The sequence below is a fragment of the Actinomycetospora flava genome (assembly GCF_037400335.1).
GTDB classification, from domain to species: Bacteria; Actinomycetota; Actinomycetes; order Mycobacteriales; family Pseudonocardiaceae; genus Actinomycetospora; species Actinomycetospora flava.
On the sequence record NZ_JBBEGM010000008.1, the window covers coordinates 73,435 to 87,892 of the forward strand.

Here is a 14,458-nt window from a genome sequence, read left to right on the forward strand (position 1 = left end):
TGACCCCGAGTCGGGCAGGATCGGTGGTGACCGGTGCGCGCCGGACGGTGCCGGCGAACGGTTGGGCGGAGGGGACCATGACAGGCCGAGGCGACGAGCGGGACCAGCCGTCGGAGCGACGGACCGAGAAGGTCGACCTGAACGCCTTCTCCGAACAGGCGGCGGATCCGTCTCAGCGGCCCACCGAGAAGGTCGACACGTCCGCCGTCGCCGGCGGGCGCCACCGCGGACCCGACGACACCCCCGACACGCCGGGCGCACCGGACACCGACGACACCGCGACGCCCCCCTCGGGCGTGCCGGCGGCCACCGCGGGATCGGGCAGCGGCGCGCTGGCGGCCGTGGGTGCGGACGCCGGCGCGGACGAGGGCGAGCAGCGCCGCGGTCGCGTGCGCTACCAGGACCCGGCGACCACCAAGCCCCGCGAGCCCACGGTGGCCGAGCAGCGCGCCCGCCGCGAGGCGCAGCGCCGCGAGCGTGCCCAGCGCGACGCCGCCGCGGCCGCCGAGGAGCGCAAGCGCAAGATCCGCAAGCGCGTGCTGGTCGGCGGCGGGGTGGCGGTCGGCGTGGTCGCGCTCGTGGCCGTCGTCTACGCGGCGAGCTCGCCGGACGAGGTCGAGGCCCAGTGCGTCGACCCGCAGGGCGTCGTCGTGCCCGACGAGAACTGTGGCGGCACCCAGCAGGGCGGCTACTACAACAGCAGCGGCGTCTTCGTCCCGATCTTCATCGGGGGCTTCGGCAACCAGTACCACTACAACTACGGCTCCAGCTCGCCCGTCGGCACCGTTGCCTCGGGCGGGAGCACCTCGCCGCCCGCCAGCGGCACCTCGGTGCGCAGCGGCACCTCGGGCAGCAGCCTGGGCAGCACCAGCAGCAACGGCACGGTCAGCCGCGGCGGCCTCGGCGTGGGCGGCAGCTCGAGCAGCGGCAGCAGCAGCGGGTCGGGCAGCTCGAGCAGCGGCTCGTCGTCGGGCGGCAGCTCGTCGGGTAGCTGACAGAGGAGCCGACCGGAGATACGGCAGGATCACCGTCGTGCAGCGCGCGACCGGAAAGCCCCGCCCCGGCTGGCAGCAGAAGATCGAGGAGCAGGGGCTGGTGTTCGGCACGCCCGCGGCCGGTCTCAACGGCGCCCGGCCGTACTGGGACGAGTCGGTGCACTACGTCCTCGACATGGCCGAGGTGCTCTCGCTCGAGGCGGACGTGGAGCTCCTGCACTCGATGTGCCTCGAGGCCGTCGACCACGTCGTCACCACCGAGCGGTTCCGAGACTTCGCGCTGCCGGAGTGGTGCTGGGAGCAGGTCGCGGCGTCGTGGCGCCGCGGCGACCCGCACCTCTACGGCCGCTTCGACCTGCGCTACGACGGGTCCGGGCCGGCCAAGCTCATGGAGTACAACGCCGACACCCCCACGACGCTGCTCGAGGCGTCGATCTGCCAGTGGTACTGGCTCAAGGACGTCCACCCCGACGACGACCAGTGGAACTCGCTGCACGAGAAGCTGGTGGAGCGCTGGGGCGAGATCGCCGCGAAGCTGCCCCGCAACGAGGTCCACTTCTGCTGGTCGCAGGCCGACCCGACCGGCGAGGACCACGTCACGACGGCCTACCTGCAGGAGTGCGCCGCCGAGGCCGGGCTCGACACCGTCGGTCTCGCCATCGAGCAGCTGGGCTGGGACTCCGCGCTCGACCGGTTCGTCGACCTCGAGGAGTCGCCGATCGCCGTCGTCGACAAGCTCTACCCGTGGGAGTGGGTGCTCGGCGACGAGTTCGGCAAGCACGTCACCCGCAGCCTGCCCGAGACCACGTGGATCGAGCCGCTGTGGAAGACGCTGCTGTCGAACAAGGCGCTGCTCGCCGTGCTCTGGGAGATGTACCCCGGGCACCCGAACCTGCTCCCGGCCTCGCTCGGGGACCCGGGGATGCTCACCGAGTACATCCGCAAGCCGCTCCTGGGGCGCGAGGGCGCGAACATGGCGGTCGTCGCCCCCGGCTACGAGACCGAGACCGGCGGGGTCTACGGCGAGGAGGGCTACGTCTACCAGCTCTTCGACCCGCTGCCCGAGTTCGACGGCTACCGCCCCGCGCTCGGCGCCTGGATCGTCGGCGACGCCTCCGCGGGCCTCGGCATCCGCGAGACCACCGGGCTCATCACCGACAACGGCGCCGCGTTCGTGCCGCACCGCATCCCGGACTGAGCCACCCCGGTCCGGGGGGTCCTCGGCGGGGGAGCCCGGACGACCTAGGCTCCCGGGACGTTGTCCGCCCCGCCCGAGACCCCGGCCCGCGCCGAGGCCCCGATCCCGGAGGACACGACTCCCCGCGCCGGCCGGTCGTTGTTCGTCTGGGCCCTGCTGACGATCCTGCTGGGGATCGCGGTCCCGCTCGCTCCGGTGACCGCGCAGGACACCACCGTGACCTGGCCCGACCCGGGCGCGGCCGCCGGCGCGCCGCTGTCCACCACGCTCACCCTGAGCCCCCCGCGCCCGCTGGCGTTCGCGGCGACGGTGCCGTGCAGCGCGCTGCGGGCCGGCGGCGACGTCCTGCGCACCCTGCCCGCCGACGCGGGCGGTGCCGGGCTGACGGTCTCCTCGACCGGCGCCGCGATGCAGGTCGACGTCTCCGGGCGCGCGGTGCTCACCGGCTCGGTCCCGCCCGGCGACTGCCGTCTGGACCTCGCGGTCGACGCGCAGGGCCTGCGGGCCGCGCTCGACGGGCGGGCGCTCCCGCTGACCTGCGGGGCGTGTGACGACGTCCTGCCCCCGCAGGTCAGCAGGCTCTCCACGAGCACCGACGGCACGCCCGCGTCGGCGGGTCTCGGGGCGACGCTGCGGACCGACGACCGCTACGCCTCGACCCCGGGCCCGCTGAAGACGGTGCTGCTGGCCGGGCACCTGATCGCCCTCGCGGTGCTGCTCGTGCTGGTGCACCGGCGCGGCACGCACCGGCACACCCGGCGGGGCGCGCACGGCCGGGTCGGCGCCCGCGGGTGGTTCGACCGGCTGCGACGCCACGCGTCGTGGGCGGACGCGATCGTCGTGGCGGTCTCGGTCGGCTGGCTCGTGGTCGGCCCGCTGGACTTCGACGACAGCTGGTACCCGCTGATGGCCCGGGACGCCGGCGAGGCGGGCTACGTCGGCAACGCCGTCTACATGTTCAACGTCACCGAGAACCCCTTCGTCGCGTCGCAGTACGCGACCCAGCTGTGGGGGGCGATCGGCGGCTACGGGCTGGTCTGGCAGCGGTGCCTGCCCCTGCTGTTCGGCCTGCTGACGTGGGCGATGCTGCGGGCGTTCTTCGTCCTGCTCGCCCGCCGCGTCGACGTCCGGCCCGCCCGGGTGCCGTGGGCGCTGCTGCTGGCCCACCTCGTGTGGTGGCTGCCGTTCGGGCTCTCGCTGCGCCCGGAGCCGCTGATCGTGCTGCTCTCGGTGGTGGTGCTCCTGCTCGTCGAGCTGGCGCGCGACCGGGACGCGCCGGTCCTCTGGGCCGGCGCGGTGATGGCGGCCGCGCTGGCGCTGACCTGCTCGCCGACCGGTCTCGTGGCGGCCGCGCCGCTGCTGGTGGAGATCCCGCGGGCGGGGCCGCGGATGCTCGCCGCGCCCCGCGCCGAGGCGCTCGGCGCCGTGCTGGTCGCGGGCGCGGCGGCGAGCGTCGCGATCCCGATCGCCTTCGCCGACGCCTCGCTCGGGGACGTCCTCGAGGCCTCGGCCGTGCACGCCTGGTACTACGACACCGTCCCCTGGTACGACGAGCTCGACCACTACGAGACCCTCCTGCGCCCCGGCGAGACGCCGTGGGGGCAGCGGGCCCCGGTCCTCGTCACGCTCGCGACGGCGGCGCTGGTCGCGGCGGGCAGCGCCCACCGCGGGCCCGACGACGACGCGCTGCGCCGGGTGCTGCTGCACTCCGCCGCGACCACCGCCGTGGCGTTCGCGCTCGTGGCCGTCAGCCCGACCAAGTGGGTCCTGCACTTCCCGGCGGTGGCCGCCTCGGGCACCGTGCTCCTCGCCGTCGCGCTGCTGCGCGGGCCGATGCCGCGCCACGAGCGGGCCCTGGCGACGACCGGGGGCGTGGCCGTGCTCGTCGTCGCCGCGGCCGTGAGCTTCGCCGGGTGGAACGTGTGGCGCCCCTACAGCGACCGCGGCCAGCCCTTCGGCGACCACGCCGACCCCGACCCGACCGCGCTGAGCGAGAACCTCCTCGCGCCCCACCTCGGTCCGGTGTTCCTGCGCAACCCGCTCGTGTGGATCGGGGTCGCGCTGCTCGCCGCGGCCTGGGGGCAGTGGGCCCGACGGCGGTGGCCCGCCCGCGACCTGCTCCGCCCCGAGCCCGAGCGGGCCGTCCTCGCGGCGGTGTGCGTCGCGGTCGTGATCGGCATGGTCGGCGTGATGGTGCTGGCGCCGCTGCGGCAGTACCCGGGCTGGACGGTCGCGCTCGGCAACGCCGAGGACATCGCGCGCGGCGAGTGCGGGCTGGAGAGCAACGTGACCGTGCTCCGCCCGTCCCCGGTCCCGCTCGGCGCGCCGACGGGGCCCGCCGTGCCGTCGGGCGACATGGTCGACGACACCCGCGTCCCCCCGCCGCGACCGGTCCCCGGGCTCGGACGCGTCTGGCACGACGACGTCCCCGGCTCCACGGGGCGGGGTGGTCTCGTGACCGGCTGGTACCCCGTGCCGGCGGGCACCGGCGCCTCCGACGTCCTGGTGCCCCTGCTCGCCGCGAACGATCCCGACGAGTCCGTCGCGGTCGAGTTCGGCCGCGGCGGCGGCGTCGTGGGGCGCACGGGGATCGACGACCTGCCCAACACCGACGGCCGGGCCTGGCAGGAGCGGCCCGTCTCGCTGGTGGACGCGCCGCCGGGCGTCGACGCGGTGCGGGTCGTCGTCGAGCGCGGCGGCTCGGTGGGCGAGGACCGGCTCGCGGTGGCCGAGCCCCGGCTGGCGCGCCCGGAGCCGATCCAGGGAATCGTGGACGGCGCGCCCGCGCTGGCCGACCAGAGCTCGTCGAGCCTGTGGCCGTGCGTCGACCAGGTCGCCGTGCACGACGGCATCGCCCCGGTGCCGGCGTTCCGGCTCTCGGTCGACGAGGACCTGACCGGCGCGACGATCAACTCCCAGGACTGGAACGCGCGCGGTGGCGTGTGGCGCCTCGACGACCTCGAGTCCACCTACGTCGCGCTCGCGACCGCGGTGCGCCCCGGCGGCGTGCCCGCGAAGCCCTGGGGCCGGGTCGAGGCGGTGGTCCGCGACCTCCCCGCCGGGCGCTACGGGGTGATCACCACGGAGCGCCCGAAAGCCGGCTGGGAGCGCGGTCCGACCCTGGCGAGGGAGGACTACGCCGACGTGGAGTACCAGGGCGCCGTCGGCTAGATCAGTGCCCTAGTCTGGCGCCCCGTTCGTCCGGATGGAGGGCCCCTGCGGTGCTCGCTCCCGAATTCTGGCCCACCATGGGCGTGAACATCGGCCTCATCGTGGTCTACGCGGTGATCGGCGCGGTGCTGATGTACATCGGCTACTTCGCGATCGACCTGACGACCCCGGGGGACCTGCGCGGCCTGGTCCGCGAGGGCCGGCCGAACGCCGTGGTGGTGTCGGCCGCGGGGCTGGTGTCGATGGCGCTGATCATCGTCACCGCCATCTACGTCTCCGGCGGCGGCTTCGTGGCCGGCATCCTCAACACGTCGATCTACGGCCTGGTCGGGATCATCGCCCAGGTCCTCGCGGTTCGCGGTCTCGAGCGCGTCGCACGCCTGGACGTCGACGGGTGCCTGCACGACGACCGGTTCACCTGGGACTCGGCGATGATCGCGGCGATGCACGTCGCCCTCGGCCTCGTCGTCGCCGTGGCCGTCATCTAGGGACACGCCGCGACCCCCGGGGCCTGACGGGGCCTTCACAACTTATCCTCCATCACGGTGCGTACTCCCCGGTTCCCCACGCTCACGACCCCGTGCCGTCCGCGGGGCGACCGGTGACGACGCTGGTGCGCGCCGGCGAGGCCGCGCCCCGCGGCGAGGAGCCCGATCGGGCGCCGCGGCTGGGCGCCCGCGCCGTCGTCGTGTGGGCGATGCTGACGATCCTGCTGGGGATCGCCGTCCCGCTCGCCCCGGTGACCGCGCAGGACAGCACCGTCACGTGGCCGGACCCGGCGGCCGCCCCCGGCACGCCGGTGTCCACGCAGCTCGCGCTCAACCCGCCCCGCCCGCTCGGGTTCTCGGCCGAGGTCCCGTGCTCGGCGCTGCGGGCGGGCGGCGACGTCCTGCGCACCCTGCCCGGCGACCCGCGCGACGGCGGGCTGGTGCTCGCGTCGGGCAACGGGCTCGCGAGCCTGACCGTCTCCGGGCAGACGGTCGCCGCGGGCCCGGTCCCACCCGGGGACTGCACGCTCGCGATCACCGTCGACGAGGCGGGCCTGCGGGTCACCCAGGACGGCGTCCCGCTGCCGCTGGCGTGCGGCGACTGCGCCGCCGTCCTCCCGCCGATCATCGCCCAGCTCTCGACGAGCACCGACGGGACGCCGGCGTCGGCGGGCCTCGGGGCCACGGTGCGCACCGACGACCGCTACGCGTCCACCCCGGGCCCGCTGAAGACGACCCTGCTCGTCGCGCACCTCGTCGCGCTCGCGGTGCTGCTCGTGCTCGTCTACCGGCAGGGTCGCTGGCGGAAGGTCCGGGGGCTCGTCGCGCCGCGGACCTGGCCCGCGCGCCTGCGTCGGCACCTGTCATGGGCCGACGGCCTGGTGGTGGCGATCTCGGCGGGCTGGGTGCTCGTCGCCCCGATGAACTTCGACGACAGCTGGTACCCGCTGATGGCGCGGGACGCCGGCGAGGCGGGCTACGTCGGCAACGCCGTCTACATGTTCAACGTCACCGAGAACCCCTTCGTGGTCTCGCAGTACGCGATGCAGGCCTGGGGGGCGATCGGCGGGTTCGGGCTGGTCTGGCAGCGGTGCCTGCCGCTGCTGTTCGGCCTGCTGACGTGGGCGCTCCTGCGCGCGTTCTTCATCCTGATCTCGCGGCGCACCGCGGTGCGGCGGGGCTGGGTGCCGTGGGCCCTGCTCGTCGCGCACCTGCTGTGGTGGCTGCCGTTCGGGCTGACGCTGCGTCCGGAGCCGCTGATCGTGCTGCTGTCGGTCGTCGTGATCCTGCTGGTGGAGGTCGCCCGCGACCGCGGCACCCCCATCCTCTACGTCGGTGCGGTGATGGCGGCGGCGCTCGCGCTGGCCTGCTCGCCGACGGGTCTCGTGGCGGTCGCGCCGCTGCTGGTGGAGATCCCGCGCGCCTGGCCGCACATGATGGCCGCCCCGCGGCGCCAGCAGATCGCGCTGCTGGTGGTGCTCGGGGCCGCGTCCTCGATCGCCGTCCCGTTCGCGTTCGCCGACGCCTCGCTGGGCGACGTCATCGAGGCCTCGGCCGTGCACGCGTACTACTACGACACCGTCCCCTGGTACGACGAGCTGGTCCACTACCAGACCCTGCTCGGGCCGGGCCGGACGCCGTGGGCGCAGCGCGCGCCGATCCTCATCACGCTCGCGGTGACGCTGCTGGTGGCGGCGGGCAGCGGGCGCAGCGGGCCGGAGGACGACGCCCTGCGCCGGGTGCTCCTGCACGCGGCGGCGACCACGGCGCTCGCCTTCGTGCTCGTCGCGGCCAGCCCGACCAAGTGGGTGCTGCACTTCCCGGTGATCGCGGCCTCGGGCACCGTGCTGATCGCCCTGGCCCTGCTGCGCGGCCCGATGCCGCGCCACGACCGGGCGCTCGCCACCGTCGGCGGGGTCGCCGTGCTGGTGATCGCGACGTCGGTGAGCTACGCCGGGTGGAACCTGTGGCGGCCCTACACCGACCGCGGCCAGTTCTTCGGCGACCACGCCGACCCGTATCCGACGCCGCTGAGCCTCAACCTGCACGCCCCGCACCTGGGGCCGGTGTTCCTGCGCAACCCGCTCGTCTGGGTCGGGGTCGCGCTGCTCGCGGCGGCGTGGGCGGCCTGGTCGCTGCGGCGCTGGCCGGACCGCGACCTGCCCCGGCCCGAGCCCGACCGCGCGCTGCTCGCGGTCGCGTGCGGCAGCGTCGTCGTCGGGCTGATCGCGGTCATGGTGCTGGCCCCGGTGCGCCAGTACCCGGGCTGGACGGTCGCGCTCGGCAACGCCAAGGACATCGTGCGCCAGGGCTGCGGGCTCGAGGACAACGTCAGCGTCCTACGGCCGACCCCGACGGCACTCGGTCCGCCGGTCACGCCGGCGGTCACGACCGGCGACTTCGTCGATGACACCGTGGCGCCGACACCGCAGCCGGTGCCCGGACTGGGCCGGGTGTGGCACGACGAGACCGACGACTCCAGCGGGCGCGGCACCCTCGTCACCGGCTGGTACCCGGTGCCGCCGGACTCGGGGGCCTCCGACGTGGTCGTGCCGCTGCTGGAGTCCGGCCCGCCGGACGAGCGGGTGTCGGTCGAGTTCGGCGACGGGCCGGCCGCGAACCCGCGCGTCCTGGGGCGGACCCCGATCGACTACCTCCCGCAGGCCGACGAGCGGACCTGGCAGCAGCGGCCCGTCTCGCTGCGCGACGCCCCCGGCGACCCGACGTTCGTGCGCGTCGTCGTCGACACCACCGGCGAGCGCGGCACCGACCGGCTCGCCGTGGCCCAGCCGTTCCTGGCGAGGCAGGAGCCGATCGGGCCGCTGCTCGAGGACCAGCCGGTGCTGGTCGACCAGATGTCGGCCGTGCTGTGGCCGTGCGTGGACCAGGTCGCCTCGCACGACGGCATCGCGCCGCCGTCGACGGTCCGCATCCACGTCGACGAGGACCTCAACTCCTCGTACTACGGGCTGCAGGACAACCGGTACCGCGGCGGCGTGTGGCGCTTCGACACCGTCGGCGTCACCTACGTCCGCCTCGCGACGGCGGTCGCCCCGGGCCGGGAGGCCGCGAAGCCCTGGGGGCGGGTCGACCTCGTGGTGCGCGACCTCCCCACGGGCCGCTACGGGCTCACGACGACCGAGCGCTCGAAGTCCGGGTGGGAACGCGGACCGACGCTCGCGCGCGAGGAGTACGTGGGCGTGCAGTACCAGGGCGCCGTGGGTTAGCTCTCAGCTCTCCGCCCGCACGTCGGTGCGGACGAGGGCGGCGGCGAGGCGGGCGACGTCGTCGCCGGCGACCTGACCGGCGAGCTCCCCGGCGTCGCGCGGCAGGCCGAGCGCCCCGGCCGCGGCGAGGGCCTTGTCGTCGAGGTGCGGGCGGAACTCGGGCCACACGGCCTGCACCTCGCGCACGAAGATGGACGCGCCGACCGGCCCGAGGCGGGGGACCTCGGTGAGGTGCCCGCGCAGGGTGTCGAGGTCGCCGTCCGCGGCCTCGCGCATCCGGCGCAGGTCGCCGCCCCAGCGGTCGGCGACGAGCTCGGCGCCCTGCTGCAGGGCGTCGGTCGTCTGGTCCTTGCTGAGGAACTTCGCGCGCTCGAGGGCGTCGTGGACCGCGGAGCGCTCGGCGTCGCGCATCCGCTCCGGGGTCCCGAACCCGGAGTCGACGAGCTCGCGGCAGGCGCGCGTGCCGAGCTGGGCCTGCACCCGGCTGGACAGCAGCACGCTGAGCACGAGCAGGCGGTAGAGCGGGGCCGGCTCGTCCTTGAGCGTGATCCCGGCCTCGTCGGCGAACGTGCGGCCGGACTCCTCGAGCAGCGTGTCGATGGTGGTCATCGGGGCGGGTACCCGCAGGTGAGCGATCTGGGTCGCCATGGCGACCCAGGTCGCTCACGTGGCCGGAGGCCATAGTGGAGGGCGTGCAGAGCCCACGCCTGGTCGCCACCGACGTCGACGGGACGCTGCTCGGCGCCACGGAGGACCCGTCGCCGCGCACGCGCGCCGTGATCCGGCGGATGGTCGACGCCGGGGTGCCGCTCGTGCTCGCGACCGGCCGTCCCCCGCGGTGGGTGCCGCGGGTCTGCGAGGCGCTCGGGGTGCACGCGCTGACCGTCGCCGCCAACGGCGCCGTGCTCTACGACGCCGCCGACGACCGTGTCCTCGCCGCCGAGACCCTCGGCGTGGACGCGCTCGCCGAGGTCGCCGCCGGCCTCCGGGAGGCGATCCCGGGCTGCGGGCTCGCCGTGGAGCGCGTCGGGGCCGGGGCGTTCGACCGGCGCGAGGAGCAGTTCGTCTCCGAGGCCGAGTACGTGCACGCCTGGCCGCACCCCGACCACCGCCGCGTCGCGCCCGGCGACCTGCTGGGCGAGCCCGTCATCAAGGTGCTCGCCCGCCACCCCACGATGACCAGCGCGGACATGGCGCGCGCGGCCGTGCCGGCGGTCGGGCACCTCGTCGACATCACGTACTCGGCGGGCGGCGGGCTGCTCGAGTGCTCCGTGCGCGGGATCGACAAGGCCCACGGCCTGGAGCGCGCCGCCGCCCACCACGGGGTGACCGCGGCCGAGGTCGTCGCCTTCGGTGACATGCCCAACGACCTCGCCATGCTGCGGTGGGCGGGCCACGGTGTCGCGGTCGCCAACGGTCACCCGGATGTGCTCCACGTCGCGGACGAGGTCACGGCGAGCAACCTCGAGGACGGCGTCGCGTCCGTGCTGGAGAGGTGGTTCTGACCGACCCGGGGCGAACCGCCGCCCCGCGTGGCGCGATGGACCACTGCGGGGCCGTTGTCAAGGCCCGCGTAACATCTCGCGCCGGAGCCCGATCAGGACATCCTCGCCGGCAGGAGGGACGACCACGTGCTCGATCGTGCCGAGGGACCCGAGGTCGCGGTCCTGCGCACCGTCCAGCGCCGCGTCGGCACCCCGCCGGTGGTCGGGGCGGCCCGGGCGATGTCGTTCTTCGGCGAGCACGCCGCCGGGTGGATCGCCCTCGGCGCCCTGGGCGCGGCGCTCGACGCCCCGCGCCGGCGCCAGTGGGCCACCGCGGTCGGCGGGGTCGTCGCGGCCCACGGCACCTCGATCGTCGTCAAGCGCGTGGTGCGCCGCCGCCGGCCCCACGACCCGCGGGTGGCCGTCCACGTCGGCACCCCCAGCCGTCTGAGCTTCCCCTCCTCGCACGCCTCGTCCACGACCGCCGCCGCCCTGCTCTACGCCGGGATGGTCGGGGGAGCCTCGGTGTCCCATGGTCGAGCTCCGCTCCGCTCCGTCTCCCGGGGCGGCGCGAGCCTCCTCGTGCCCGGCATGGCGCTCTCGCGCCTGGTGCTGGGCGTCCACTACCCGACCGACGTGCTGGCGGGCACGGCGCTCGGAGCGGCGTGCGCCCTCGGCGCGCGACGCCTCGTGCGCCGCGGCTCGATCGGCCGCTGGAGGACCGCATGACACCCGTCACGCCGCCCAGCCCCGCCCGCGAGCAGGAGGGCACGGAGACCGCCGTCGACACGGCCGGTAGCCCCGCGACCGCCGACGCCCCCGAGCCCGCGCCCGCGACGAAGGACCGGCCCCGCCCGGTCGCGGTGCCGCTGGGCCTGCTCAAGGCCATGCGCCCGCGCCAGTGGGTGAAGAACGTCCTCGTGCTGGCGGCGCCGTTCGCGGCGGGCCGGCTGCTGGACCTCACGGTGCTGCCGGACGTCGCGCTCGCGTTCGTCGCGTTCTCGCTGGCCGCGTCGGGCGTCTACCTGATCAACGACACCAAGGACGTCGAGGCGGACCGGGCGCACCCGAAGAAGCGCTACCGCCCGATCGCGGCCGGCATCGTGCCGCCGACGCTCGCGGTGGTCACCGGCATCGTGCTGTTCGCGGCGGCGATCGCGGTCAGCTTCGTCGCCGACCCGGACCTCGCGCTGGTCACCGCCATCTACATCGTGGTGCAGCTGGCGTACTGCCTGTGGCTCAAGCACGAGCCGGTCATCGACATCTGCATCGTCTCGTCCGGCTTCCTCATGCGGGCGATCGCCGGCGGCGCCGCGGCCGGGCTGTACCTCTCGCCGTGGTTCCTGCTGACGATGGCGTTCGGCTCGCTGTTCATGGCCTCGGGCAAGCGCTACGCCGAGATGCGGCTCTCCGAGCGCACCGGCGCGAAGATCCGCAAGTCGCTCGAGCGCTACTCGGCGTCCTACCTGCGCTTCGTGTGGTCGCTCTCGGCCACCATCGTGATCATGGCCTACGGGCTGTGGGCGTTCGGCATCGGCGTCACGGCCATGCCGGGCCGGCTGCCCTCGGCGCCGTCGACCTGGGCCATCGTCTCGGTCGTGCCGTTCGTCATCGCCGTGCTGCGCTACGCGGTCGACGTGGACGGCGGCAACGGCGGCGAGCCCGAGGAGATCGTGCTCGGCGACCGCGTCCTGCAGGTGCTCGGCCTGGTCTGGGTCGTGCTCATGGGGCTCGCGGTCTACACGGCGGTGGCCCACTAGTGACCGCCCGGCCGGTGCGCGAGCTCCTCGGGGGGCTCGTGCGCTACGGCCTGGTCGGGCTGGCCAACGCGGCCACCTACTACGGCACCTACCTGCTGGCGCACCCGTCGGCGGGCTACCTCGTCGCGCACGCCGTCGGGCTGGGCGCGGCGATGGTCGTGTCGTTCTTCCTGAACTGCCGGTTCACGTTCCGGGTGCGCCCGACGTGGACGCGGTTCCTGCTCTACCCCGCCTCGCAGATCGTCAACGTGCTGGCGACGACGGTCGGGGTCGTCGGCCTGGTGCACCTCGGGGTCGACGAGCGCCTCGCCCCGCTGCTCGCCGCGGCGCTCGCGCTGCCGGTGAGCTTCCTCGCCGCCCGGCTCGTCATCACGCGCGCGCTGGTCGGCCCGGTGCCGCCCGCGGTGTCGTGGGACGCGCCGACGGGCCCGATCGCGCTCGGCGGACGCTGAGACTCAGCGTCGTTCGACGGTCAGCGTGGTCCACGCGCCGACGTGGATGCAGTCGCCGGAGCGCAGCGCCACCGGGGTGTCCGGGGTCAGCGGCGCCTCGGCGTAGTTCAGCGTCGTGCCGTTGGTCGAGCCCGCGTCGATGACCACCCAGCGGTCGCGGGGCAGCGCGAGGAGCACGGCGTGCAGCTTCGAGACACCCGGATCGCGCGGCGGGCCACCCAGGTCGATCTCGGGGGTGTCCGGGCCGCCTCGGCCGACCCGCGTCTCCTCCGCGGTCAGCACGATCTCCCGCGGCGGCAGGTCGGCGGGGAACTCGCCGGGGGTGGAGGTGTCGTCGGCGCCGCCGCGGGCGAGGACGAGCTCGTGGTAGTCGCGGTCGGCCCACACCGTCACGACCCAGGTGCCGGCCGTGACGTCGGCGGGGGGATCGGGTGGGACGTCGGTGCTCACCGGTCGACCACCCCCTCCCCGTCCAGCGGGATGGGCCCGGTGCGCTCGTCGGGGCCGCGACCGTCGACGGTCACCGAGGCGCGCCCGCCGGCGTCCGCGGGCGGCACGATCGGGATCAGCGCGAGCGTCGCGTTGTCGTGGCCGCCGTCGTCGAGCGCGGCGGCGAGCAGCGCGGCCGCGGCGGCGAGCGCCGGGTGGTCGGGCACGCCGGTCTCCTCGACGTTCTCCGCCGCGGCGGTGCCGCCGAGACCCGGGCGCGCGAGCCGGGCGAGGATCTCGGCGTCGGGCAGGTGGTTCCACAGCCCGTCGCTGCACAGCAGGAGCAGGCCGGGCACCCCCAGCCGCACGCGGCGGGCGTGCGCCGGGCCGCTCGGGGCGTCGCGGCCCAGCCACCGGGTCAGGACGTGCGCGCGGCGGTCGCGCGCGGCCTCCTCGCGGGACATGATCCCGGCGTTGGCGATCTCCTCGGCCCACGAGTCGTCGGTGGACAGCAGGCGCGACGACCCGTCGGAGGCGAGCCAGTAGGCCCGGCTGTCGCCGATCCACGACACGACGGCCTCGCCGCCGCGCACGACGGCCGCGACGTAGGTGCACGCGGGGCTGTCGCCGCCGCCGAGCCCGAGGTCGGCGGCGGCGGTGGCGGCCGCCGCGGAGGCCGCGGTGGCCAGCGCGTCCAGCTCGCCGGACACCCCGGTGCCCGCGCGGCCGCCGGAGGTCGGGGTCTCGCCGGTGGTCGCCTCGGCGTCGGCCCCGCCGTCGTCCGCGCTCTCGGTCGGCACCGGGCCGGTGTCGCGGGTCGAGATCGCCGGGAAGCCGGTCGGCGGGGTGGCGGGCGCGGCCGCGGTCTCCAGCGCGGCGCCCACGGCGGCGCCGACGGCGACCAGGGAGGCCTCGTCGCCGCGGCGCGCGGAGGCCACGCCGTCGCAGACCACGGCCACCCAGGTCTCGACGCGGTCGTCGCCGCTGCCCTCGACCCGCCGGCCGAGCTCCACGGCGTCCTCGTTGCGGCGGCGGCGCCGCCCCCGGTCGGTGATCGCGGCGGCGTCGCCCAGGGTCAGCTCGACGTGGTCGCGCAGCACGGGGCGCGTCGCGCCGCAGGTCGGGCACGTGCCGTCGGGCGCCGCCGGCTCCTCGTCGCCGCACTGCGGGCACGGCGGCGGGGTGCCGTCGGCGAGCTCCGCGCGCAGGTCGGTGCGCTCGACCAGCGGGCCGCCGCCGGTCCCGGCCATCTCC

General features: G+C 75.6%; 12 protein-coding genes. 9 read left to right on the forward strand and 3 right to left on the reverse strand.

The window, feature by feature from the left end:
* The first annotated feature begins 77 nt into the window (after nt 1–77).
* From WCD58_RS19195 to WCD58_RS19215, 5 genes are all read left to right on the forward strand, one after another.
* A complete protein-coding gene (locus WCD58_RS19195; protein ID WP_337704670.1) occupies nt 78–995 on the forward strand; it encodes a hypothetical protein in 918 nt (305 codons plus the stop codon).
* Nucleotides 996–1,032: 37 nt separating this feature from the next.
* Nucleotides 1,033–2,193 (forward strand): glutathionylspermidine synthase family protein, encoded by a 1,161-nt coding sequence (locus tag WCD58_RS19200; protein WP_337704671.1) that lies wholly within the window; start codon nt 1,033–1,035, stop codon nt 2,191–2,193.
* 60 nt (nt 2,194–2,253) lie between these two features.
* Nucleotides 2,254–5,364 (forward strand): arabinosyltransferase domain-containing protein, encoded by a 3,111-nt coding sequence (locus WCD58_RS19205; protein ID WP_337704672.1) that lies wholly within the window; start codon nt 2,254–2,256, stop codon nt 5,362–5,364.
* Between the two features lie 77 nt (nt 5,365–5,441).
* Nucleotides 5,442–5,852: a DUF350 domain-containing protein gene (locus WCD58_RS19210; RefSeq protein WP_337704879.1), complete on the forward strand. Its 411-nt coding sequence runs from the start codon at nt 5,442–5,444 to the stop codon at nt 5,850–5,852.
* A gap of 92 nt (nt 5,853–5,944) precedes the next feature.
* Nucleotides 5,945–9,079, forward strand: a complete 3,135-nt coding sequence (locus WCD58_RS19215) for an arabinosyltransferase domain-containing protein (protein WP_337704673.1) — start codon at nt 5,945–5,947, stop codon at nt 9,077–9,079.
* A 3-nt stretch (nt 9,080–9,082) separates the two neighbouring features.
* Here WCD58_RS19215 and WCD58_RS19220 read toward each other — a convergent pair whose 3' ends face one another.
* On the reverse strand, nt 9,083–9,688 hold the full coding sequence (locus WCD58_RS19220; RefSeq protein ID WP_337704674.1) for an endonuclease: 606 nt from the start codon (nt 9,686–9,688) through the stop codon (nt 9,083–9,085).
* Nucleotides 9,689–9,771: 83 nt separating this feature from the next.
* Between WCD58_RS19220 and WCD58_RS19225 the strand changes: the two genes are divergently transcribed.
* From WCD58_RS19225 to WCD58_RS19240, 4 genes are all read left to right on the forward strand, one after another.
* Entirely contained in the window at nt 9,772–10,584 is an 813-nt protein-coding gene (locus tag WCD58_RS19225; protein ID WP_337704675.1) for an HAD family hydrolase, read from the forward strand.
* A gap of 126 nt (nt 10,585–10,710) precedes the next feature.
* A complete protein-coding gene (locus WCD58_RS19230) occupies nt 10,711–11,292 on the forward strand; it encodes a phosphatase PAP2 family protein (RefSeq protein ID WP_337704676.1) in 582 nt (193 codons plus the stop codon).
* Nucleotides 11,289–12,323, forward strand: a complete 1,035-nt coding sequence (locus WCD58_RS19235; protein ID WP_337704677.1) for a decaprenyl-phosphate phosphoribosyltransferase — start codon at nt 11,289–11,291, stop codon at nt 12,321–12,323. Before WCD58_RS19230 ends, WCD58_RS19235 begins: the two co-directional genes overlap by 4 nt.
* Entirely contained in the window at nt 12,323–12,775 is a 453-nt protein-coding gene (locus WCD58_RS19240) for a GtrA family protein (protein WP_337704678.1), read from the forward strand. Before WCD58_RS19235 ends, WCD58_RS19240 begins: the two co-directional genes overlap by 1 nt.
* A gap of 3 nt (nt 12,776–12,778) precedes the next feature.
* Here WCD58_RS19240 and WCD58_RS19245 read toward each other — a convergent pair whose 3' ends face one another.
* Both WCD58_RS19245 and WCD58_RS19250 read right to left on the reverse strand, forming a co-directional pair.
* The gene (locus WCD58_RS19245) at nt 12,779–13,225 is read right to left on the reverse strand and encodes an FHA domain-containing protein (protein WP_337704679.1); all 447 of its coding nucleotides are present in this window, start codon (nt 13,223–13,225) and stop codon (nt 12,779–12,781) included.
* Nucleotides 13,222–14,454 carry a PP2C family protein-serine/threonine phosphatase gene (locus tag WCD58_RS19250; protein ID WP_337704680.1) on the reverse strand — a complete coding sequence of 411 codons (1,233 nt, stop codon included), beginning with the start codon at nt 14,452–14,454 and terminating at the stop codon, nt 13,222–13,224. The genes WCD58_RS19245 and WCD58_RS19250 overlap by 4 nt, the downstream gene beginning before the upstream one ends.
* Between the last annotated feature and the right edge of the window lie 4 nt (nt 14,455–14,458).

Excerpts from the sequence above, each read along its gene's own strand:
- WCD58_RS19235 (WP_337704677.1), top strand. The coding sequence starts at position 11,289 with ATGACACCCGTCACGCCGCCCAGCCCCGCCCGCGAGCAGGAGGGCACG.
- WCD58_RS19250 (WP_337704680.1), bottom strand. The coding sequence starts at position 14,454 with ATGGCCGGGACCGGCGGCGGCCCGCTGGTCGAGCGCACCGACCTGCGC.
- WCD58_RS19220 (WP_337704674.1), bottom strand. The coding sequence starts at position 9,688 with ATGACCACCATCGACACGCTGCTCGAGGAGTCCGGCCGCACGTTCGCC.
- WCD58_RS19195 (WP_337704670.1), top strand. The coding sequence starts at position 78 with ATGACAGGCCGAGGCGACGAGCGGGACCAGCCGTCGGAGCGACGGACC.
- WCD58_RS19210 (WP_337704879.1), top strand. The coding sequence starts at position 5,442 with ATGGGCGTGAACATCGGCCTCATCGTGGTCTACGCGGTGATCGGCGCG.